This window comes from Metabacillus schmidteae (genome assembly GCF_903166545.1).
GTDB classification, from domain to species: domain Bacteria; phylum Bacillota; class Bacilli; order Bacillales; family Bacillaceae; genus Metabacillus; species Metabacillus schmidteae.
Genome location: NZ_CAESCH010000001.1, coordinates 4251610 through 4273115, shown reverse-complemented (window position 1 = coordinate 4273115; position 21506 = coordinate 4251610). Strand labels below are relative to the sequence as shown.

The following is a 21506-nucleotide window of genomic DNA, read 5'->3' as shown; positions in this document are numbered from 1 at the left end:
AATAAGTGAGTGAAGAAATGAAAGCGATTACCAAAATCGCGTAGAAGTAGAAATACCAGCAGATGCTCTTGATAACTATGGGATGGATTCTGGCTAGGTTACTAGTTTAAGAGTACCGAAAGAAAGTACCTTCTTCTTTACAAAACGAATGTCTCAAACAAAGGGGGAAACGAGATGTTAAGTATGATTGGGCTGGTTGGTGGTTTAGCACTTTTAATTTATTTGACAATGAAGGGTATGAACTTATTAGTTGCAGGGCCGTTATGTGCTTTATTTGTGGCTATATGTAGCGGGCTCCCTTTATTCCCGCAATTAGTTGGTGAAGGTGAGGCTAACTTTGTAGGAAATTACATGACAGGCTTTTCAGGCTTTATTTCTTCATGGTATCTCATGTTCCTTTTAGGAGCAATTTTTGGAAAGGTTATGGAAGATAGTGGTGCAGCAGATAGTGTTTCAAAATGGATTGTAAGCAAGATCGGGATGAAAAGAGCTGTTATGGCAATAGTTATCGCTTGTGCAGTATTAACGTATGGTGGGGTCAGCTTATTCGTCGTTGCTTTCTCTGTCTATCCAATGGCTGTTAGTTTATTTAGAGAAGCTGACTTACCTCGTCGTTTTATCCCTGCTGCCCTTGCTTTTGGATCTGTTACATTCACGATGACATCAGCAGGCTCACCGGAAATTCAAAACTGGATCCCAATTGAATATCTTGGTACATCACCATACGCAGGCTGGGAAGTTAGTTTAATTGTAGCCGTGTTTATGATCATTTTCGGGTATTGGTGGTTAAGAAGAATGATCACAAAAGCAGTAGCAAATGGTGAGAAGTTCGTGGCTAGAGAAAATGATCCTATTACTGAAAATAAAGTTTTGCCAAATCCATTATTTGGCGTTATCCCATTGGTTGTTGTGTTAATTATTTCATTTGTTTTCCATGACTCCCTTCAGCAGTCAGCCCTTATTATTGCTTTATTAGGTGGAGTTATCGCCACGTATTTATTAAATCGTACCTATTTTAAATCTTTTTGGAGTGCGGTTTCAGAAGGAACATTAGGAGCTTTAATTGCTTTGGGGAATACGGCAGCTGTTGTTGGTTTTGGTGGAGTAGCAAAAGCAGTACCGGCTTTTGAGGTTGCTGTTGATGCTATGACAAGTATACCGGGAAGTCCCCTCATTGGTGGTGCGATTGCTGTAAGTGTGATAGCAGGTATGACAGGCTCAGCTTCTGGAGGGCAGGCAATTGCTTTACCGCTGATTTCACCACATTACATGGATATGGGGGTAAATCCAGAAGCGTTACATCGGGTAGTTTCAATCTCATCTGGAGCACTTGATTCACTTCCGCATAATGGCTATGTTGTCACAACCATTCGGGGGATTTGTGGGGAATCACATAAAGATGCATATAATCCGGTTGGTGCACTAACCGTCATTGTTCCTCTTTTAGGCGTTATTTTAGCTATTATTCTATTTTCGTTTGGACTAGGAATATAGGAACGGAGGTTTATTTTAAATGGTTCAGGATCAAGTTGTGCTAGTAACAGGAGCAGCCCGTGGGATCGGTTTTGAACTAGCAAAGGCATTTGCTCATGAAGGGGCAAAAGTAGTTTTAACCGACTTAAATGAGGAGCAAGTTCTTGAAAGTACAAAACAACTGCAGGAAGAAGGATTAGATGTAAAAGGTTTAACATGTGATGTTACAAACGAACAAAATATAATGGAAGTCGTGAAGGAAACTAAAGCGAGCTATGGGAGACTTGATACTCTTATTAACAATGCAGGACTCCAACATGTTGCACACATTGAGGATTTTCCAACTGAAAGATTTGAGCAACTCGTTGGTGTAATGCTTGTGGCACCCTTTGTATTAACAAAACATGTCTTTCCAATCATGAAAAATCAACAGTTTGGGCGAATTCTTAATATCGCATCTATCAATGGCTTAATTGGCTTTGCGGGTAAAGCTGCTTATAATAGTGCAAAGCATGGTGTTATAGGTTTAACAAAGGTTGCAGCTTTAGAAGGAGCAGCTTATGGTATTACAGTGAATGCCTTATGTCCCGGTTATGTTGATACCCCTCTTGTCAGAAACCAGCTTCAAGATTTAGCTAATACAAGGAACGTACCATTAGAGGATGTGTTAGAGGATGTATTATACCCTCTTATCCCTCAAAAACGATTGCTGACTCCTAATGAAGTAGCGGATTACGCGATCTTCCTTGCAAGTGAAAAGGCAAAAGGTGTAACAGGTCAGGCTGTTGTATTAGATGGTGGATATACAGTTCAATAATAAAGAATGCGGACCAATCTGATATCTTTTTTTCAACACATTACCCACTACTTGCATATCCCGACAAATTTATATAAAATAAGCTTAATATGTATAGGAAATGAACGGTGAAAAGGAATAGTAGTTAGTGAAAATGTGTTCAGAGAGTTGACGGGTGGTGTGAGTCAATCAATTTTTACTAATGAACTCACCTTTGAGTTACAAATGTGAACACCACTGAAGGTAAAGTAATATTTGTCGTTGATCCACGTTACGGATGTCAAAGTGGGCATAATAACACTATGCCAAAGTTGGGTGGTACCACGGGAATTAAGCCTCTCGTCCCTATTTGGGATGTGGGGTTTTTTCGTTTATATAACAAAGGTATCCATTTTAAATGCACAGTGTTATTGGACTTTCTATCTTCATCCTTCTCGGTTATAAGCCACTACTGAATGGAAGGTTATCAGACACCTTCTATTCAGTAGCGTCTTATTGCCAAAGGCTGACCAAGGCAACTGCTCTATTAAATAGCTTTGACCCGTTCAACCGGTTTAATATATATAAATTGGAATTAAGAATGAGATTTAAGGAGGAAAATTCAGATGAGCTTCAATCACCAGGAGATTGAAAAAAAATGGCAGGATTATTGGCTACATAACAAAACTTTTAAAACAACAGAGGACACAGACAAGCCGAAGTTTTATGCGCTTGACATGTTTCCATATCCATCAGGTGCAGGTCTGCATGTAGGTCACCCTGAAGGATATACAGCTACTGATATTTTATCTCGTATGAAACGCATGCAGGGGTACAATGTTCTTCATCCAATGGGATGGGATGCATTCGGATTGCCGGCTGAGCAATATGCACTTGATACAGGAAATGACCCTGCAGAATTCACCAAACAAAATATTGATAACTTCAGAAGACAAATCCAAGCGTTAGGTTTTTCTTATGATTGGGATCGAGAAGTTAATACAACAGATCCTGATTATTATAAATGGACACAATGGATTTTCCTTCAACTTTATAAAAAGGGACTGGCTTATGTAGATGAAGTGCCAGTAAACTGGTGTCCTGCTTTAGGAACCGTTTTAGCGAATGAAGAGGTTATTGATGGGAAAAGTGAGCGTGGAGGACACCCTGTTGAACGTCGTCCAATGAAGCAATGGATGTTAAAAATTACAGCCTATGCTGATCGTCTGTTAGAAGATCTAGAAGAAGTTGATTGGCCAGAGAGCATTAAAGATATGCAACGTAACTGGATCGGCCGCTCAGAAGGTGCACATGTTACGTTCGAAATTGACGGTCATGATGAAACATTCACTGTTTTCACAACTCGGCCTGATACATTATTTGGTGCTACCTATGCAGTATTAGCTCCTGAACACAGCTTTATTGAAAAAATCACAACACCGGATCAAAAAGATGCAGTTGAAGCTTATATTGATCAAGTGAAACATAAAAGCGATTTAGAACGTACAGAGCTTTCAAAAGAAAAAACAGGTGTATTCACTGGTGCATATGCAATTAATCCTGTAAACGGTGAAAAAATGCCAATCTGGATTGCTGATTATGTTCTTGTTACTTATGGTACAGGTGCAATTATGGCTGTACCTGCTCATGATGAGCGTGACTATGAATTTGCTGTAAAATTTGATCTTCCAATTAAAGAAGTTGTTAGCGGTGGAGATGTAACAAAAGAAGCATACACAGGTGATGGTGAGCATGTGAATTCGGATTTCCTAAACGGTCTAGGAAAGCAGGAAGCAATCGAAAAAGCAATTGCTTGGCTTGAAGAAAACAATAAGGGTGAGAAAAAAGTAACATACCGACTTCGTGATTGGTTATTCAGCCGTCAGCGTTATTGGGGTGAGCCGATTCCAATTATCCATTGGGAAGATGGCACAATGTCAGCAGTTCCTGAAGAAGAGCTTCCACTTGTTTTACCAAAAACAACAGAAATCAGACCATCAGGTACAGGTGAATCTCCACTTGCTATTATTGAGGATTTCGTCAATGTCGTAGACCCTGTTACAGGTAAAAAAGGTCGTCGTGAAACAAATACAATGCCGCAATGGGCAGGAAGTTGTTGGTATTACCTGCGTTATATCGATCCAAAAAACAGCGAAGCATTAGCAGATGATGCAAAGTTAAAACAGTGGCTGCCTGTAGATATTTATATCGGTGGAGCAGAGCATGCTGTTCTTCACTTACTATATGCTCGTTTTTGGCATAAATTCCTATACGATATTGGTGTTGTTCCAACAAAAGAGCCATTCCAGAAACTATTTAACCAAGGGATGATTCTTGGAGAGAACAATGAAAAAATGAGTAAATCAAAAGGGAATGTAGTTAACCCGGATGAAATCGTTGGATCACATGGTGCTGATACACTTCGCTTATATGAAATGTTCATGGGACCTTTAGAAGCTTCTATTGCATGGTCAACAACAGGTCTTGATGGTGCAAGACGTTTCTTAGATCGTGTGTGGCGCTTATTTATCGAAGACAATGGTGAAGTAAGTCCAAAGGTTGTTAATGAATCAAGTGATGCGCTAGAACGCGTGTATCACCAAACGGTTAAAAAAGTAACTGAGGATTTAGAAGGCTTACGATTTAACACGGCTATTTCTCAGCTAATGGTGTTCATTAATGAGGCATACAAAGCAACAGTTCTTCCGAGAGAATATGTTGAAGGCTTTGTAAAATTAGTGTCTCCGATTGCTCCACACTTAGCTGAAGAGCTATGGAGTAAGCTTGGTCACGATACAACCATTTCTTACGAAGCATGGCCAGCATTCGATGAAGCTAAACTAGTGGAAAACGAAGTTGAAATCGTCGTACAAGTTAACGGAAAAGTTCGCGCAAAACTTTTAGTTGCAAAAGATGTCACGAAAGATCAGCTTGAACAAATTGCCCTTGAAGATGATCGTGTGAAAGATCAAATTGAAGGAAAAACAATTCGTAAAGTCATTGCTGTACCAGGCAAACTTGTGAATATTGTTGCGAACTAATCATTGTTATGAAAAGCCGACTCTGGGAAAGAGTCGGTTTTTTTAGGTTTGGTTGAAAGATGGGAGTTTGTGGTTGGAAAAAGTGAAATGATACCGTAATCATCCAGAAAGGTGAACCAATATAAAGAAAAGTTGGTTGAATAACAAGGAAAAGTGGTTGAATAAAGTGTGGCGGTGTACTCTAGTGAACATTTTCATCACCAGCTTTCCAAAACTAGCACCACCTCCCCTCACTTTGATATAATGCAACTATTAAATCTGAAAGGGTGTACGAAATGAAAGAAATTACTGCAGCAGAAGTACAACGCAAGTTGGAAAATGGAGAAAACATTGAATTAATTGATGTTCGTGAAGATGAAGAAGTAGAAGCAGGGATGATTCCGCAAGCGCGCCATATACGTATGAATGATATTCCGGAACATTTGGAGCAACTTGACCAAGGCAAAGAAACAATTTTTATTTGCCGCTCTGGCGGACGTAGTGCAAATGTATGTGCTTATTTAGAAGATAAAGGCTACGATGTCGTGAACATGACAGGCGGAATGCTTGATTATAAAGGTGAAACAAAGCCGAAGAGTGCACTTTAAGATCAAAAATAACCTTGCTTGTCCAAAGGACGAGCAAGGTTAATTATTTTTCACGATAGATAATGAGGGCTGAGTAGCAGTAAATCTGCTCACCGTCTTCATCCGTTGAAAATGCAACATTGTATTTTATATCTCTTATTTGATTTTCCTCAAGCTCCTCTAAAAATTCATTGATTTCTTCTTCTAAGTCTTTTTCATGTTCTTCATCAAATAATGCAACCTTTAACATACGTTGTCACATCCTTTTGAAAATACTAGTTACCTACACTATATTTGAGTTTATCCTCGTATATTCCTAGTATTTAAAAAGAAATAGAAGTTTGACAATGAAATCTATTTGTCACCTTTAGCGTGTATGGCGGCATTTGTTCCTGCCAGTCGACCTGTTACAAGAGCAGATGTAATATTATAGCCACCTGTATAACCGTGTATATCTAAAATTTCACCACAAAAATATAGACCCTCTACAAATTTTGATGACATCTCCTTAGGGTGAATTTCTTTTACAGATACACCGCCTCCGGTTACAAAGGCTTTTTCAATTGATAATGTTCCATGAACTTGAAATTGAAATTGTTTGCAGTCCTTCACAAATAAACGAAGTTTATCGTTGGAAATATTATCATATGTTATAAGTGGATCAATCTCATTTTTTTCTAGTAAAAATAATAAATATCGTTCAGGAAGGAAGCCTTTAAGAACATTTTTAATTGCCTTTTTAGCATCCATCTTTAAATCTTTAATAATCGATTGATACAGCTGTTCTTCATTTGTATCAGGAATGGCATCAATACTGACAGTGATTGCGTTTGTTTTGAATTTTTTCATCGCCTTCACAACATATTGACTGCATCTAAGTACAGCAGGGCCTGATATACCGAAATGGGTAAAGATCATGTCCATTTTATGCGTAATGATTGCTTTTCCCTTTGGATTTAACACACTTAATGCGACATCACGAAGGGAAAGACCTTGAAGAGTTTTTTCCTGGATAAATGATTCATTTGAGGTGATAGGAACCTCAGTTGGAAAAAGCTCTGTAATAGTATGTCCTGCTTTTTCTGCCCAGGCGTATCCATCTCCTGTGCTTCCAGTGTGCGGAACACTTTTACCACCAACAGCAAGCACAACAGATTTGGTTAAAATCATTTCACCATTCATTAATTCAACACTTTGTACTTGATTATCATGATAGTGGACATCTTTTACAGGTTCATTTGTTCTTATCTCAACATTTAGCTTTTTTAACTCGCCTATTAACGCATCAACAACTGATTGTGCCTTGTCTGTTACAGGAAACATCCGACCGTGATCTTCTTCTTTTAATTGAATTCCTAAATTTTCAAAGAATAAAATAATATCTTCATTACTAAATTCAGAGAATGCACTGTAGAGGAAGCGTCCGTTACCGGGGATATGCTTAATGATTTCATCAATAGGCAACCGGTTTGTCACATTACAACGGCCTCCGCCTGAAATAGCTAATTTTCTACCTAATTTAGTTCCTTTATCTAAAAGGAGAACCTTGGCATTTTTTTCTCCCGCTGCGATTGCAGCCATCAATCCAGAAGGACCTCCGCCAATTACGACTACATCATATGTCATTAATTTTTCACACCTTTATTTCTTCGTCTGCTTTAATATTATAGCTAAAGCTTTTAGAAAGTAAAAACAATATAAGTTACTTTTGGTTTAAGAAAGGATGAAACCATACAATCATATGGTAACCCCGTAGGTTTATGGTAAAATAGAAAAGTTGAATCTTCATAGAGAAGAATGGTGAATATGAGAATATGTCAAACACATTATTAAGAGGTACCTTTGTTTTAACATTGGGCACCTATATATCAAGAATTTTGGGAATGGTTTATTTAATTCCATTTGCAGCGATGGTTGGGACAAATGGAGGGGGATTATTTCAAACTGGATACGCCCAGTACACAATTTTCCTTAGTATTGCGACGGCTGGATTCCCGGCTGCTGTATCAAAATTTGTTTCGAAATACAATGCAGTTGGTGACTATGAAACAAGCAGGAGAATGTTCAAAGCAGGTATCTTAGTGATGCTTGTAACAGGGTTTATTGCTTTTGCCATTTTGTATCTGCTGGCACCTCAATTTGCGATCATGTCTCTTGCGGAAAATGAGCTGAATGGAATTACAGTTGATGATGCAACACTCGTGATTCGAATGGTGAGTATAGCTCTTATTGTCGTTCCGTTAATGAGTTTAATTAGAGGGTTCTTCCAAGGACATCAGTCAATGGGACCGACAGCTGTTTCACAGGTTGTTGAGCAATTAGTTAGAATTGTTTTCCTTTTAGCTTCTACATACTTAATTATGAATGTGCTAAATGGAGGGCTTGTTTTAGCAGTTGGGTATGCGACATTTGCAGCTTTTGTTGGTGCAATTGGTGGCTTAATCGTTCTGTTTATTTATTGGCTGCGCCGAAAACATACACTTTCAGCCATGAAGGAAAATCTCGTGGAAACAGCCCCAATGCCTTTGGGAAAAATGTTTAAAGAGGTCTTTCGATATGCAGGACCATTTGTTTTTGTTGGTCTGGCAATACCCATTTATAATTATATTGATACCGTTACGTTTAACCGGGCGATGTTACACGTAGGAAAAGATCAATCCTACACAATGGATATGTATTCTGTACTGCTTTTGTATGTGCCGAAGCTTGTCATGATACCTGTTTCATTGGCAACTGCTTTTGGGTTAACATTAATTCCAACGATTACTGAATCTTTTACGAATAATAATCGGGCACTTCTGCATAAACAAATTGACCAGACATTGCAGATCATCATGCTGCTCGTCTTACCTGCGGTAGTTGGCCTTTCTATCTTGGCAGGCCCGGCTTACAATTTATTTTACGCAGGTACGTCTGAAGAGATTGGGAAACAAATCTTAATGTGGTACGCACCGGTAGCGTTGCTTTTTTCTCTTTTTACAGTGAATGCTGCGATCCTGCAAGGATTAAATAAACAAAAGCTGGCTGTTATTAGTTTAGTAATCGGGATAGGTGTAAAGTTAGCTTTAAATACAACGTTCATTCAGCTTTATGAAGGTGTAGGTTCGATCCTTGCAACGGCCGCTGGATATCTTGTTTCATTAATTTATGGGTTTGCTATGATTAAACGTCATTCAGGATATACATTTAGGCTGCTGGTGAAAAGAACGGTTCTAATCACAATCTTATGTATTTTTATGGGATTAGTTGTTTCTGTTGTTCAGTCCATATTAGGAATTTTTATAAACTATGCTGACGGAAGAATGTATGCAGTGATTGTTACATGTGTTTCAGTAGCCATTGGTGGAGCGGTTTACATATACTTAGCATACCGCTCACATCTGCTGGAAAAACTAATGGGAAACCGACTTAACCGTTTCTTACCAAAAAGGCGATCTGTTGAATAAATAAAAAAAACTCGGTATATCCGAGTTTTTTTAAATCAAAAGGAGATATATATGAGAGTCGATAAACTATTATCTAATATAGGCTTTGGCAGTCGGAAAGAAGTAAAGCAATTACTGAAAAAAGGGATCGTAAAAATTGACGGAGAGCCTGTCAAAGACCCTAAAACACATGTTATCACTGATCAACAAGAGGTCACGGTAAATGATGAGGTAGTTGAGTATAAAGAATTTGTTTATTTGCTTATGAATAAACCGGCAGGCTACTTATCAGCAACAGAAGATGACTATCAGGAAACAGTCATTGATTTACTAGAAATGGAGGATGCTGTTTTTCAGCCTTTTCCAGTTGGCAGACTTGATAAGGACACTGAGGGATTACTGTTATTAACAAATGATGGACAACTTTCTCATCAACTTCTTTCCCCAAAAAAGCATGTTCCTAAAACCTATTACGCGGTCATACTAGGTGATGTAACAAGCGAGGATGTCAGTGCGTTTAAGAAGGGTGTAGAATTGGATGACGGGTATGTAACGAAGCCAGCTAAGCTTGAGATTATATCGTCAGGAAATCAATCGACCATTCATGTGACAATCACTGAAGGGAAGTTCCATCAAGTAAAAAGAATGTTTGAATCTGTTGGAAAGAAAGTTACTTATCTAAAAAGAATTTCGATGGGTCCTATTGTTCTAGATGAAGAAGAATTAAAAACAGGTGAATATCGGGAGTTAACAGAGGAAGAGGTCCAGATACTAAGAGATGCAAAACCAATAGAACTATAACTAGCAAAAAAAGAGGAACCTTTTAAAAGAAAGGTTCCTTTATATGTATATAGATCTTAATTTTACACTCAAACTTAAGAAGACATCTTAACCTTTTTCTTTGTAGTGGCCCATTTGCCTCTAGTTGGGCTGTGAACCAAATCGTTATATGCTAACACATTTAAGTCCCGCTGTATCGTTCTAGGTGTAATACCAAATTCGTCAACGAGTTGCTGTGTTGTCACAGTTCCCCGCTCATTAATAAACATGTAGACTGATTTGATTCTGGTTAGCATACGGTTTGTTGAAGGTTTCAAAAAACCACTCCTTATCGTTTGATCGCACTGGCTATGCCTACTACAACCTTTCGATGACTGCAACTTCAGATGTCACTTCGTACATATTTAGTTTTGCGGTAAAACGTTACACCAATATTTTACACGATTTCGACAGAAATAATCCATAGAAAAGTTTCAATTTACACAATATTTACATATTATTTTGCTATAAACAAGCACGCGCGTACTTAACACACTAATCTATATGACTATTGTTCTGAATAGTATGACAATAAGTTGAAGAAATATCAAACTTTTTGAATCCTTTTCAAATTATTTTCGTATAAAAAATAAGGAGGAAAGCAAATGAGTATTTTAACAGTGAATATTGAGGAAGCTGGTTATAACGATAAAGAACCGGTAATTAAAGATATTGAATTTGCATTAAATAAGGGTGAAATGATCGGACTTATTGGACCAAATGGAGCTGGAAAGAGTACAACCATTAAGACATTACTAGGTGTGATGGAATATGTAAAAGGGTCTATAAAAAAACAGGGTGAAAGCAGGTATGCATATATTCCTGAAAAACCTATTTTTTATGATCATCTTACACTATGGGAACATCTGGACTTAATTGCATCTATTAATGAGATTGATGATAAGGTGTTAAATGAACGAGCTGAAATATATTTGAAAACTTTTAAAATGGAAAAGGTCAAGCACGATATGCCGGCTACCTTTTCTAAAGGGATGCAGCAGAAAGTAATGATTATTCAAGCATTACTTCTAAGGCCGGATTTTTATATTGTAGACGAGCCTTTTATCGGTCTTGATCCCAGTGCAATTAAAAGGTTTTTAATGATTATAGAGGAAGAAAGAAAACGTGGTGCAGGAGTATTAATGTGTACACATGTTCTTGATACAGCTGAGAAAATTTGTGATCGTTTTTTACTTGTATCAGAAGGGAAACTTGTTGCTCAAGGGACGTTAGGTGATATAAGGGAAAAAACAGGTTTAGAGAATGGTTCTTTATTAGATTGCTTTCACTTGATTGAGGAAGGTCTCCTGAGATGAGTGGAGTCATGATATGGTGGTTACGTGCAAAGCGAGACTGGCTCTACCAATATAAAATTTTACGTTCTGTTTTCGACTGGACCATCATCGTATACCTATTAATTCCGGCATTAGTATTTTCTGGAATTGCTTATAAGTCATGGTGGTTTACCATGCCGAGTTGGCTTTCTCCTTTTCCTTACGAGCTATTTTTTCTAGGGTGTTTTTACTTTAGTTGGCAAGGGAGAATTCGAACGTTTATGGAGGAGGCAGACCAACTTGCTCTTCTTCAACTTCCCAGAGTGATTTATACATTAAGATATATCGGTGTGATCTATTCGTGGGGCTTGCTAGTAGGGAAATGGATATTGATCTATATTTTCTTATATCCTTTACTCAATCATTTTTCTGAGCTAAATGCAGTACATTTTCATTTATTGGTGATTTTCTTTTTTAGTTTAAATGTGCTTCTGACAACCTATAAACAAGTCGTTTATCGATATGGAATATTAAAAAGAATCTTTATTCATTGCGTCGCTTTTAGTTCATTTTCTGTATTGGTATATTTTATTCTTTTTAAATCAATAAACTGGTTAATCATCTTGACTTCTATCCTATTTATTCTTTATGCCATCTGGCAAGTGAAAATCTATCAATCTCAGCTAGGAACATTTTATGAAGATGTTGAGAAAGAACAAAGAAATAAGATGAAATTCATCACATTCTTTTTTGCTGTCAATCCTGAAGTGTATATGCCTAAAGCAAAAAAACAAAAGAAACGTTCATGGGTATTTTGGAGAAATTCTTCTAGAATTTTTCAAAAGCGTTCTCCTGAAAATGGTGTTACAGAACTTTTTATAAAGGCTTTCCTTCGTGATAAATCGAATATATTTCGTTATCTACAACTAATTTCAGTTACTTCAGTTATTATTTTTACTGTACCAATATGGTTTAAATGGCTGGTGTTTATTGCATTTTTCTTTTTCTTTAGTATGTGGATAGGGATGTTATTTAAAGAGTTAATAAAACAGAATCCATATCTGTCAAATGACTATGGAAAAGAAGATTATATGTTTACAGCTAAGAAAAAATGTGAGAATCGATTTGTCTATCCAGCTTTAGCGGTTGTGTTCCTTGTCACATGTCTATCAACGATTATTTCGATCATGTTTTTCTAGTATTATCTTCGTATTTGTCCTTAAGGTATGCTAGGCTATAACCTATAGACAAAAAGTTTACAATTTTACATACTATATATCACGTTTTTGTATACAATGTAAGGGAATGGAACTATCGGAGGGAAGATGTATTGATTATTTTAAAGAGTAAACGAGAAATTGAACTGATGCTAAAAGCTGGTCAGCTTTTAGCAGATTGTCACAAAGAAATTGCTAAACTTATTAAGCCTGGTATTACAACATTAGAAATTGATGCTTTTGTTGAAAGCTATTTAAAAAAGCATGGAGCAACTCCAGAGCAAAAAGGGTATAAAGGCTATGAATATGCAACTTGTGCATCTATTAATGATGAAATATGTCATGGTTTTCCAAGAAAAACTCCATTAAAAAGCGGAGATATAGTAACGATTGATATGGTTGTAAACCTTAATGGTGCTCTTGCCGATTCAGCTTGGTCGTATGCTGTTGGTGATATCTCACCTGTGGCAAAGAGGCTGCTGCAAGTAACAGAAGAAGCCCTGAACAAAGCTATTGAACAATCTGTAGTAGGTAACCGTCTAGGCGATATTGGGCACGTAATTCAATCATATGTTGAATCAGAAGGGTTTTCGGTTGTAAGAGATTTTACCGGTCATGGTATTGGCAGAACAATTCACGAATCACCGTCAATTCTCCATTATGGGGAGCCTAATAGGGGACAAAGGCTGAAGGAAGGAATGGTCATTACAATTGAACCTATGGTAAATATAGGAGCTTGGGAGTCCAAAATGGACAGTAATGGCTGGACTGCCAGAACAATAGATGGAAAACTATCGGCACAATATGAGCATACTATTGCCATTACGAAAGATGGTCCGCTTATTTTAACTAAACAATAAATTATTTGTGACAAAGAAAAGGCTAGATCGAAATGCTCGATCTAGCCTTTTCTTTAATGTCCCCCAATAAAAGCGAGTTGTATAAAAAACAATACAGCAAAAATATAAACAAATAAATGAACTTCTTTCCATTTCCCTTTTGCTATTTTCATTATAGGATATGAAATGAATCCAAGAGCAATACCTGTTGCAATACTGGATGTCAGGGGCATGCTTAATACAACCAGGAACGCAGGAAATGCTTCATCAAGTTCTTTCCAATTGATTTCTGCAATAGCACCCATCATCAAGCTCCCAACAATAATTAAGGCAGGAGCTGTAATAGCTGAAAGGTTAGAAACAGCACTGATTAAAGGACTAAAGAATAATGTAAGTCCAAATAAGATTGAAACTGTTAAAGTTGTTAAACCTGTACGTCCACCTGCTGCAACTCCTGAGGATGATTCAATATATGCGCTTGTTGGGCTTGTTCCAAACATCGCTCCAACTGTTGTTGCTGCTGAATCTGCCAAGAGAGCCGTTCGCGCTCGTGGAAGTTCATTCCCCTTCATTAAACCAGCCTGCTGAGCAACTCCAATCATTGTACCAGTAGTATCAAAAATGGTTACTAACAAGAAAGAAAAAACAACAGCATATAAACCATGTGAAATCACATCTGTTAAAGCTGTAAAAGGATTTGTGACAATTAGCCCTTCTGGTAAGCTTGGGAATGAAACAAAGCCTTGTTCAAATGAAAGCTGACCAGTGAAGAATGCGATGATTGCCGTTATGACCATACCAATAAACAATGCTCCATGAACATTTAAACTCATCAAAACTAATGTGACAGCAAGTCCTATTAAAGCTAAAACAACTGATGGGGAGTGCAGGTCTCCTAATGCAACTAAATTATTTGGATCTGATGTAACAATGCCAGTTAAACGTAAACCGATAAAGGCAATGAAAAGACCGATACCAGCTGTTATTCCGTTCTTTAAATTGCTGGGGATCGCTTCAATTAGCTTTTTACGAAATGGTGTTAGTGACAAGATGACAAAGATAATACCTGCCACAAAAACAGCAGAAAATGCCGTAGTATATGAAATGTTTTCATTAGCTCCCACTACTGAATAAGCAAAGTATGCATTTAATCCCATCCCGGGAGCAATGGCGATTGGGTAATTTGCCGAAAGGGCCATCCAAAGAGTCCCGATAATTGTTGCAATAATCGTTGCTGTAAAAACTTGATCGAAAGGAACACCTGCATCTGCCAAAACAATCGGGTTGACAACAACAATATAAACCATAGTTAAAAACGTGGTAATTCCAGCAATAATTTCAGTTCGTGCGTTCGTTTTGTTTTCTGATAACTTAAACATATGTACCTCCGGTTATACGAACATTTTTCAAAACATCTTTTATATTATTCGTTTTTAATCTATATTGCAATAGTTTTCTCTTCTTTTTGCATTTCTATGATATTTAAGTGAAAATAGATAGAAACTATTGATGAATATGAGTATCTTCACCTAATATGGCGCACATGTTAGTATGTTAGTAGAATTTTAATATTGGTAGGAGGTTTACATATGGATTGGATGAAAGAAGTTGAAAAAAGAAAAGATGATCTTATAAAAGATACACAAGCATTTTTAAGAATAAAAAGTGTCCTAGATGAGGAATCAAAGACTGGAGATGCACCATTTGGTGAAGGGATTAATGAAGCTTTCACGCATTTATTAGAGTTGGGAGAAAAAGAAGGGTTTACAGTGAAAAATGTGGATGGATATGCAGGCCACATTGAATTATCAGGAACATCAGATGAGATTGTTGGGGTATTATGTCATGTGGATGTTGTGCCTGAAGGAGATGGATGGACAAGTGATCCATATAGCGCAGAAATCCGTGATGGTAAAATCTTTGCAAGAGGAGCGATGGATGATAAAGGACCGACAATTGCCGCCTTCTACGCAATGAAAATTGTAAAAGATCTAAACGTACCACTATCGAAGAATGTTCGAATGATTATTGGAACAGATGAAGAAAGTGAATGGCGTTGTGTGGATCATTACTTCAAACATGAAAAAATGCCTGAACTTGGATTTGCACCTGATGCCGATTTTCCGATTATTCACGCTGAAAAAGGTATTATAGATTTGACAATTACACAAACACAAGCTGAAAAAGAGCCACAAACTGATTTGATTCTTAAATCGTTTCAATCTGGAAGAAGATATAATATGGTTCCAGATTATGCTGAAGCCGTATTGAAAGGGAAAGATAACTTGGCAAAGGTTGAAGCGATGTTTAACGAATTTCTTAAAGAAAATGACGTGATTGGGCAATGTCGTCTTGAAACTGATTCATTACAACTATCAGTAAAGGGTATTTCTGCGCATGCAATGGAACCGAATAACGGGAAAAATGCAGGAATTATTTTAGCAATATTTTTAAATAAGCTCGTGCTTGATAAAAAAGCTCGACATTTCGTCAATACAATTATTGATAAATTTGAAGGTGACACTCGAGGAAACAAACTAAACATAGCGTTTAAAGATGATATAAGTGGTGAATTAACCTTAAATGTAGGGATTATCTCTTATCAGGATGATCAGCCTGGTCAGATCGGTATTAATATTCGTTATCCGGTAACAGGAAATTCCGAGCAAATAAAAGAAAAAATGTTACAGGTGGATGGGTTTGAGCTACAATCATTTGATGATTCAAAACCTCATCATGTTGAGAAAGATCATCCTCTTATTCAAGCTCTACAAAAAGTTTATGAAGAGCAAACAGGTGAACATGCAGAATTAATTGCTATAGGCGGGGGCACATATGCACGTTCATTAGAAGCTGGTGTTGCTTTCGGGCCTTTATTCCCTGGACGACCGGATGTGGCACACCAAAAGGATGAATATATCGAAATTGAAGACCTTTTAAAAGCAACAGCCATTTATGCTCAAGCTATATATGAGTTAGCAAAATAAATGAAAGAAAAAAGATGATTTTTATAATCATCTTTTTTCTTTAAAATTAATTATACAAACACATCACTAGACAAATATCGTTCCCCTGTATCACAAGTGATACAAACAACAACATCTTCGGGTGTTAGACGTTTGGCCACTTCGATGGCCGCAAAGCAGGCTGCACCTGAAGATGGACCGACTAATAATCCTTCCTCGCGAGCTAGTCTTCTAGTGATATCGTATGCCTGTTCATCTTTAATTTTGAATATTTCATCATAAACCTGTTGATTTAAAATAGGGGGGATAAAACCGGGGCTTGTCCCAACCAATTTATGACTACCAGGTTTTCCTCCTGAAAGAACAGGAGATCCTGCAGGTTCAACTACATGAACAGTTAAATTTTTGTAATGTTTTTTTAGTGCTTCTCCGGTGCCTGTAATCGTTCCGCCAGTTCCAGCTGTTGCAACAAAGGCTGAAAGAGGTTTGCCAATCTCGTTCAGTGCCTCTATAATTTCTCGCGCAGTCGTATTTCTATGTGCATCAGGATTAGCGGGGTTATCGAACTGCATCGGTATAAAAGAATTAGGTATTTCTTTGGCCAATTGTTCAGCTTTTTTAATTGACCCCGGCATTCTTTCGGAACCAGGTGTTAAAACAACCTCTGCACCATAGGCTTTAAGTAAATTTATTCTTTCTTTTGTCATTGTATCAGGCATGACCAGTATTGCTTTGTATCCCCGGGCTGCTGCATTCATAGCAATTCCAATGCCAGTGTTGCCACTAGTAGGCTCAATAATCGTTGAATTTGGTTTCAATAAACCTTTTCGTTCCGCTTCAACAATCATATTATAGGCAGCACGATCCTTTACACTTCCACTTGGATTAAAGAACTCCAATTTTAAGTATATGGTTGCACCTCCGCTGGGATTTACTTTATTTAATCTCACCAAGGGGGTATTGCCGATAAGTTCAGACATATTTTGAACAACTTTCATATCGATCACTTCCTTTTAGGTCGTCTTCTTCATTATGAGTTTGTGATTTTTTGCAAGGTACAAGGATTGATAAAATTATATCGTAACTTAAAAATATATGACAATAATCGGTTTAGTTAAGCTTAAGTGCTTTGACTATTGTCCTTTTAATAGGAGACATTGTGGGATAGAATAAAGAAATAAAATAACTTTGAATGTGTTGTCTAACAATGGAAACTCAATAAATTTGATTTTGTTAGAAGTCATAACTTGGAGGCTGCAATGAAGAAACATTATTTTCTCGCTGTTCCCATTGAGGAAAAGCAAAGAGAGATCCTGCAAAATTGGATTCAAATAAATAAGACGACATTACCTTTCAAGTCATGGGTTCATCCGGAAGACTATCATATTACACTTGCTTTTTTAGGTGATGTACAACCAAGCACAAGGTTAAATGATTTAACAAAAAAAGTAAATGAAATCATAAAAAGTTGTGAGCATTTTGAGATGTCACTGAAAGGTATTGATATTTTTGGCAGAAAAGATTCACCAAGAATTTTTTGGGCCAGTGTAGAGCATTCTTCATCACTAAATTATTTACAAACACAGATAGTAAAAGCATGCGATTCGGCTGGGTTTGAACTTGATCGTAAGCCTTTTCGGCCACATATTACATTGGCTAGAAAATGGAACTCGGTGGAGCCCTTTATAAAGTCTCCGGGACTGGAACACGTCTTTACAGATAATCGATCTCCAAGCATGGTAACATCGGTTCACCTATATCAAACAAATCTTGATCAAATACCAAAATATGAAGCAATTAATAGCTTTTCTCTCCTGCAGAATTAACAAAATACGAGGAATTGGTTTAAGGTTGGAGGTGAAGGAGGATGAAGTATGTTTATTTTATTTTACAAATGGTTTTATTATATATCTTCTTTCTCATTGGTGAATGGCTGCAAATGATTAGCAAATTGCCAGTCCCAGGCAGTATTATTGGAATGGTAATGTTATTTTTAGCATTAACTTTTAAGGTTATTAAACGGGAATGGCTATCTTTGGGCAGTACTTTTCTATTGAAAAATCTTCCGATTCTTTTTGTTCCTGCTACCGTAGGAATCATTGATTATCTTGATTTATTTAAAGGTTATGGCATACTCAGTTTGATCGTCTCTTTTGTCAGTACAGTATTCGTTTTCATAACCTCCTCAATCATAAGTGAGCAGATATTAAAAGATGAGAAGAAGCTTTTGAACAATAAGGAGCTACATTTATGAGCTTAATCATGTACGCTGCTGGATGTATTTTGTTAACAGTCGTTATTTTTTTCTTAATGAAAAAACTTTATCAGCGTTTTCCATATCCAATTCTTGTTCCAATATTTACAACGAGTCTACTCATTGTTTGTATTTTATTGCTTTTTAACATTTCTTATCAAACCTATATGAGTGGAGGCGAATGGATTGCAAAACTTTTAGGACCTGCTGTTGTAGCCTTAGCCATTCCATTATTTGATCACCGTGAAATGTTAAAAAAATATTTTCTTACTATTGTCTTTAGTGTAAGTGTTGGAGCAATTGTCGGCATTTCCAGCGGATTATTATTAGGGGTTATTTTCCAATTAGATCAGAAACTGTTGCTTTCTATAGCACCTAAATCGGTTACCACACCTATCGCAATGGATATTAGTGAGCTAAGTGGGGGTACTCCAACACTTACTGCAGTGTATGTAATGGCTGCAGGGATCTTCGGAGCTATGTTTGGACAATATGTCATGAACCTTTTTAAGGTAAAACACCCAATCTCAAAAGGAATTGGGTTCGGGACATCCTCACATGGAATTGGCACAGCTAGAGCTTTAGAAATAGGCAGTATAGAAGGAGCAATAAGCTCTATTTCTATGACACTTAGTGCGATATTGACCAGCATTTTCTGCCCGATTATTATATCTTTTATTTTATAAGTATCAGTAATTTCTTTAGAAAAACCAATAGGTCTTGGCGTTAAGTCAAGGATTTTATATCAAGACATGAATTTATAAGGGAGTTGGGAAGCGTTTGGCGCAAATTATTAAGCTATATGATTACATTTCACGCTATGAACTCGATGCTTATCGGTATCCCGGCCAGTTTATACGGTTAAAACGTCAGCAATGGGACAAGGTTTCAAAAGCATGGGAAAATAACATGTTTCATACTGTTATGAAGGTAAGTGAACAAACAATACCTACTCAAGAAGAAACAAAGGGAAGGTTCATTGAAAAGTTTAAAAATAGATTCACAAAGCAAGAAGAGCCACCAAAGGAAGTTAAGCCATTAATAAATGATGCTGTTTTGGAGGATGAAGAATTACAATTTCCTTTTACAACTGTCCCAAGGACAATGGAAGATTTAAAGCACCTATTCTTAGATTATATCTTTCGATTTCAAGTTCGTTGGGCAAGTTCAACTATTCGTGAAAAATCACCTGTAGATTCAGCTATCTACAGAGATCAATTATTGCAATATTTTGCTAAACGACTCCCAGACCAATATCTGATCCTGTATCGTCCGGTATTTAAGTTGAAAAATGCTCCGGTAGAATTGGACATTATTCTTATTGGAACAACAGACATTTATTGTATCACGATTGTTGAGCAACAAAATGATACGGTTTTTATCGGTTCAAAAGAAAAATTTTGGCTTGCACGTAAAGGGGAGGACCATAAAAAAATTCTTAACCCTCTGCTAAGCTTAAATCGGACAGGAACGGTCGTGCAAAAGCTAATCACTGCAAATGATGTTGATCTAAATGTCAAAAAAGTAGTGGTTAGCCGGAATGGGTATATTGACTATCCTTTTGTACCATATGATATTTCAATCTTAGATAAACGATCATATGAAGAGTGGTTTCAACGACTAAGACAAACTTCTGCTCCTTTGAAGCATACACAACTAAAAGGGGCTCAAGCACTTCTTTCACACTGCTTGACAAACTCTTATTATCGTAAGGAATGGACTGACTCACCCTAAATCATTAAAGATCTTGTTCAAATAAAACGAACAGAAAGGACAGAATAAGTTAATTTTGTCCTTTTATCAGTTGAAGCAAAAATTTCTCAACCTTTTTTGTATTGGAGAAAGCATGAGACATGAACACATAGGTATACAAGTACATAAACTATGATATAGATGGAGTAACAAGGATGAGTGGATTATTTTTTATTATTAATCAATATTCAGGGTTTGGTAAGGGTGGAAAGACGTGGAAAAAAGTAAAAAAAGAACTGGAGAAAGAAAAGATTTTATACCGTTCTTTTTATACAGAATATCATGGACATGCTGAAGTTCTTGCTAGACAAATTGCCACCATACAAGATTATCATTTAAAAACAATTATTTGTGTTGGTGGAGACGGGACAATGAATGAAGTTGTAAACGGTTTAAATGGATTTAGTAAGGTGAAAATAGCCTTTCTCTATACGGGAAGAAGAATGAAAGGACAACATTCCAAATTATCCTCTAATCCATCGAAAGCGATAAAAGAAATCCTCACTATATTAAGCAGGCCTGTCAATAAAGTAGATCTTGTTGAATATCAACTCGAAGGAAAAGGTGTAAAAAGGAAATATATCAACAAACTTGGGATTGGGCTATCAACAAAAGTGATTGAACAAGAAAACTTGCTGAAAAAGGAATCGATAAAGCCCATTTTCACTCGTGTAGGGTTTATGACAGGCTTAATAAAGGTAATATGGAATTATCAACCAATTTCTATCATGATAAAGACGGATGAACATGAACTGATACAACATGATAATGTTTGGTTTCTATTTGTATCAAATCAACCATATCGATGGGCTGGATTAAAAGTCGCCCAAAACGCAACATCAAATGATGGAATGTTAACCATTACAATTATTAAAAATATATCTCTTTTTCGGTTCTTTGTCTTATTCGCATTTAATCACATAAATAAGCGTGCAAAACAGGATGCTTTTTCTGAATACACTTGTGAGAAAGTAACCATATATACAAATGCTATCCAAACTGTTGAGGCTGACGGAGAGCTAATTGGTGAAGGTCCGTTAGCTGTGGCTGTAAAAAAATCTCAAAGTGGAATAGTTATATAAATTAAAACTCTCATTTGGGGGGG

General features: G+C 36.9%; 20 protein-coding genes and 1 other annotated feature. Of the genes, 15 read left to right on the top strand and 5 right to left on the bottom strand.

Annotated features, from left to right (window positions below):
• The first annotated feature begins 174 nt into the window (after positions 1-174).
• The 4 genes from HWV59_RS20930 (at position 175) to HWV59_RS20915 (ending at position 5876) form a co-directional block, all read left to right on the top strand.
• On the top strand, positions 175-1494 hold the full coding sequence (locus HWV59_RS20930; RefSeq protein WP_102230612.1) for a GntP family permease: 1320 nt from the start codon (positions 175-177) through the stop codon (positions 1492-1494).
• 19 nt (positions 1495-1513) lie between these two features.
• Positions 1514-2290, top strand: a complete 777-nt coding sequence (locus HWV59_RS20925; protein WP_102230613.1) for a 3-hydroxybutyrate dehydrogenase — start codon at positions 1514-1516, stop codon at positions 2288-2290.
• 98 nt (positions 2291-2388) lie between these two features.
• Positions 2389-2619, top strand: a binding site (T-box leader).
• A 255-nt stretch (positions 2620-2874) separates the two neighbouring features.
• A complete protein-coding gene (leuS, locus tag HWV59_RS20920) occupies positions 2875-5289 on the top strand; it encodes a leucine--tRNA ligase (RefSeq protein WP_175639944.1) in 2415 nt (804 codons plus the stop codon).
• A 275-nt stretch (positions 5290-5564) separates the two neighbouring features.
• Complete coding sequence (locus HWV59_RS20915; protein ID WP_407941602.1) at positions 5565-5876, top strand: rhodanese-like domain-containing protein; 312 nt, start codon at positions 5565-5567, stop codon at positions 5874-5876.
• 43 nt (positions 5877-5919) lie between these two features.
• Here the strand turns inward: HWV59_RS20915 and HWV59_RS20910 are convergent, their stop codons facing one another.
• The gene (locus HWV59_RS20910; protein ID WP_102230616.1) at positions 5920-6105 is read right to left on the bottom strand and encodes a sporulation protein Cse60; all 186 of its coding nucleotides are present in this window, start codon (positions 6103-6105) and stop codon (positions 5920-5922) included.
• 104 nt (positions 6106-6209) lie between these two features.
• Positions 6210-7481: a BaiN/RdsA family NAD(P)/FAD-dependent oxidoreductase gene (locus HWV59_RS20905; protein WP_102230617.1), complete on the bottom strand. Its 1272-nt coding sequence runs from the start codon at positions 7479-7481 to the stop codon at positions 6210-6212.
• 188 nt (positions 7482-7669) lie between these two features.
• On the opposite strand from HWV59_RS20905, the gene HWV59_RS20900 reads away from it, so the two are divergent.
• Both HWV59_RS20900 and HWV59_RS20895 read left to right on the top strand, forming a co-directional pair.
• Positions 7670-9301 carry a putative polysaccharide biosynthesis protein gene (locus tag HWV59_RS20900; RefSeq protein WP_102230618.1) on the top strand — a complete coding sequence of 544 codons (1632 nt, stop codon included), beginning with the start codon at positions 7670-7672 and terminating at the stop codon, positions 9299-9301.
• 51 nt (positions 9302-9352) lie between these two features.
• Complete coding sequence (locus HWV59_RS20895) at positions 9353-10081, top strand: pseudouridine synthase (RefSeq protein ID WP_175639943.1); 729 nt, start codon at positions 9353-9355, stop codon at positions 10079-10081.
• 74 nt (positions 10082-10155) lie between these two features.
• On the opposite strand, the gene HWV59_RS20890 is transcribed toward HWV59_RS20895, so the two are convergent.
• Positions 10156-10377, bottom strand: coding sequence for a DeoR family transcriptional regulator (locus tag HWV59_RS20890; RefSeq protein WP_046590011.1), 222 nt, complete (start codon positions 10375-10377; stop codon positions 10156-10158).
• A gap of 327 nt (positions 10378-10704) precedes the next feature.
• On the opposite strand from HWV59_RS20890, the gene HWV59_RS20885 reads away from it, so the two are divergent.
• The 3 genes from HWV59_RS20885 to map all read left to right on the top strand — a co-directional run bounded on the left by HWV59_RS20885 (position 10705) and on the right by map (position 13450).
• Positions 10705-11415: an ABC transporter ATP-binding protein gene (locus HWV59_RS20885; RefSeq protein WP_102230620.1), complete on the top strand. Its 711-nt coding sequence runs from the start codon at positions 10705-10707 to the stop codon at positions 11413-11415.
• Positions 11412-12572 (top strand): ABC transporter permease, encoded by a 1161-nt coding sequence (locus HWV59_RS20880; RefSeq protein WP_175639942.1) that lies wholly within the window; start codon positions 11412-11414, stop codon positions 12570-12572. Before HWV59_RS20885 ends, HWV59_RS20880 begins: the two co-directional genes overlap by 4 nt.
• A gap of 131 nt (positions 12573-12703) precedes the next feature.
• A complete protein-coding gene (gene map / locus HWV59_RS20875; protein ID WP_102230622.1) occupies positions 12704-13450 on the top strand; it encodes a type I methionyl aminopeptidase in 747 nt (248 codons plus the stop codon).
• 53 nt (positions 13451-13503) lie between these two features.
• Here map and HWV59_RS20870 read toward each other — a convergent pair whose 3' ends face one another.
• Positions 13504-14808 (bottom strand): NCS2 family permease, encoded by a 1305-nt coding sequence (locus HWV59_RS20870; RefSeq protein ID WP_102230623.1) that lies wholly within the window; start codon positions 14806-14808, stop codon positions 13504-13506.
• 210 nt (positions 14809-15018) lie between these two features.
• Here HWV59_RS20870 and pepV point away from each other — a divergent pair, with 210 nt between their 5' ends.
• A complete protein-coding gene (pepV, locus tag HWV59_RS20865) occupies positions 15019-16416 on the top strand; it encodes a dipeptidase PepV (RefSeq protein ID WP_175639941.1) in 1398 nt (465 codons plus the stop codon).
• Between the two features lie 50 nt (positions 16417-16466).
• On the opposite strand, the gene cysK is transcribed toward pepV, so the two are convergent.
• On the bottom strand, positions 16467-17393 hold the full coding sequence (gene cysK / locus HWV59_RS20860) for a cysteine synthase A (protein WP_175639940.1): 927 nt from the start codon (positions 17391-17393) through the stop codon (positions 16467-16469).
• A gap of 261 nt (positions 17394-17654) precedes the next feature.
• Between cysK and thpR the strand changes: the two genes are divergently transcribed.
• From thpR to HWV59_RS20835, 5 genes are all read left to right on the top strand, one after another.
• Entirely contained in the window at positions 17655-18221 is a 567-nt protein-coding gene (gene thpR / locus HWV59_RS20855) for an RNA 2',3'-cyclic phosphodiesterase (protein ID WP_175639939.1), read from the top strand.
• Positions 18222-18262: 41 nt separating this feature from the next.
• Positions 18263-18649 (top strand): CidA/LrgA family protein, encoded by a 387-nt coding sequence (locus HWV59_RS20850; protein ID WP_175639938.1) that lies wholly within the window; start codon positions 18263-18265, stop codon positions 18647-18649.
• The gene (locus HWV59_RS20845) at positions 18646-19335 is read left to right on the top strand and encodes an LrgB family protein (RefSeq protein ID WP_175639937.1); all 690 of its coding nucleotides are present in this window, start codon (positions 18646-18648) and stop codon (positions 19333-19335) included. Before HWV59_RS20850 ends, HWV59_RS20845 begins: the two co-directional genes overlap by 4 nt.
• Positions 19336-19429: 94 nt before the next feature.
• On the top strand, positions 19430-20383 hold the full coding sequence (locus HWV59_RS20840; protein WP_175639936.1) for a nuclease-related domain-containing protein: 954 nt from the start codon (positions 19430-19432) through the stop codon (positions 20381-20383).
• Positions 20384-20556: 173 nt separating this feature from the next.
• Entirely contained in the window at positions 20557-21483 is a 927-nt protein-coding gene (locus HWV59_RS20835; RefSeq protein ID WP_175639935.1) for a diacylglycerol/lipid kinase family protein, read from the top strand.
• Positions 21484-21506 lie beyond the last annotated feature (23 nt).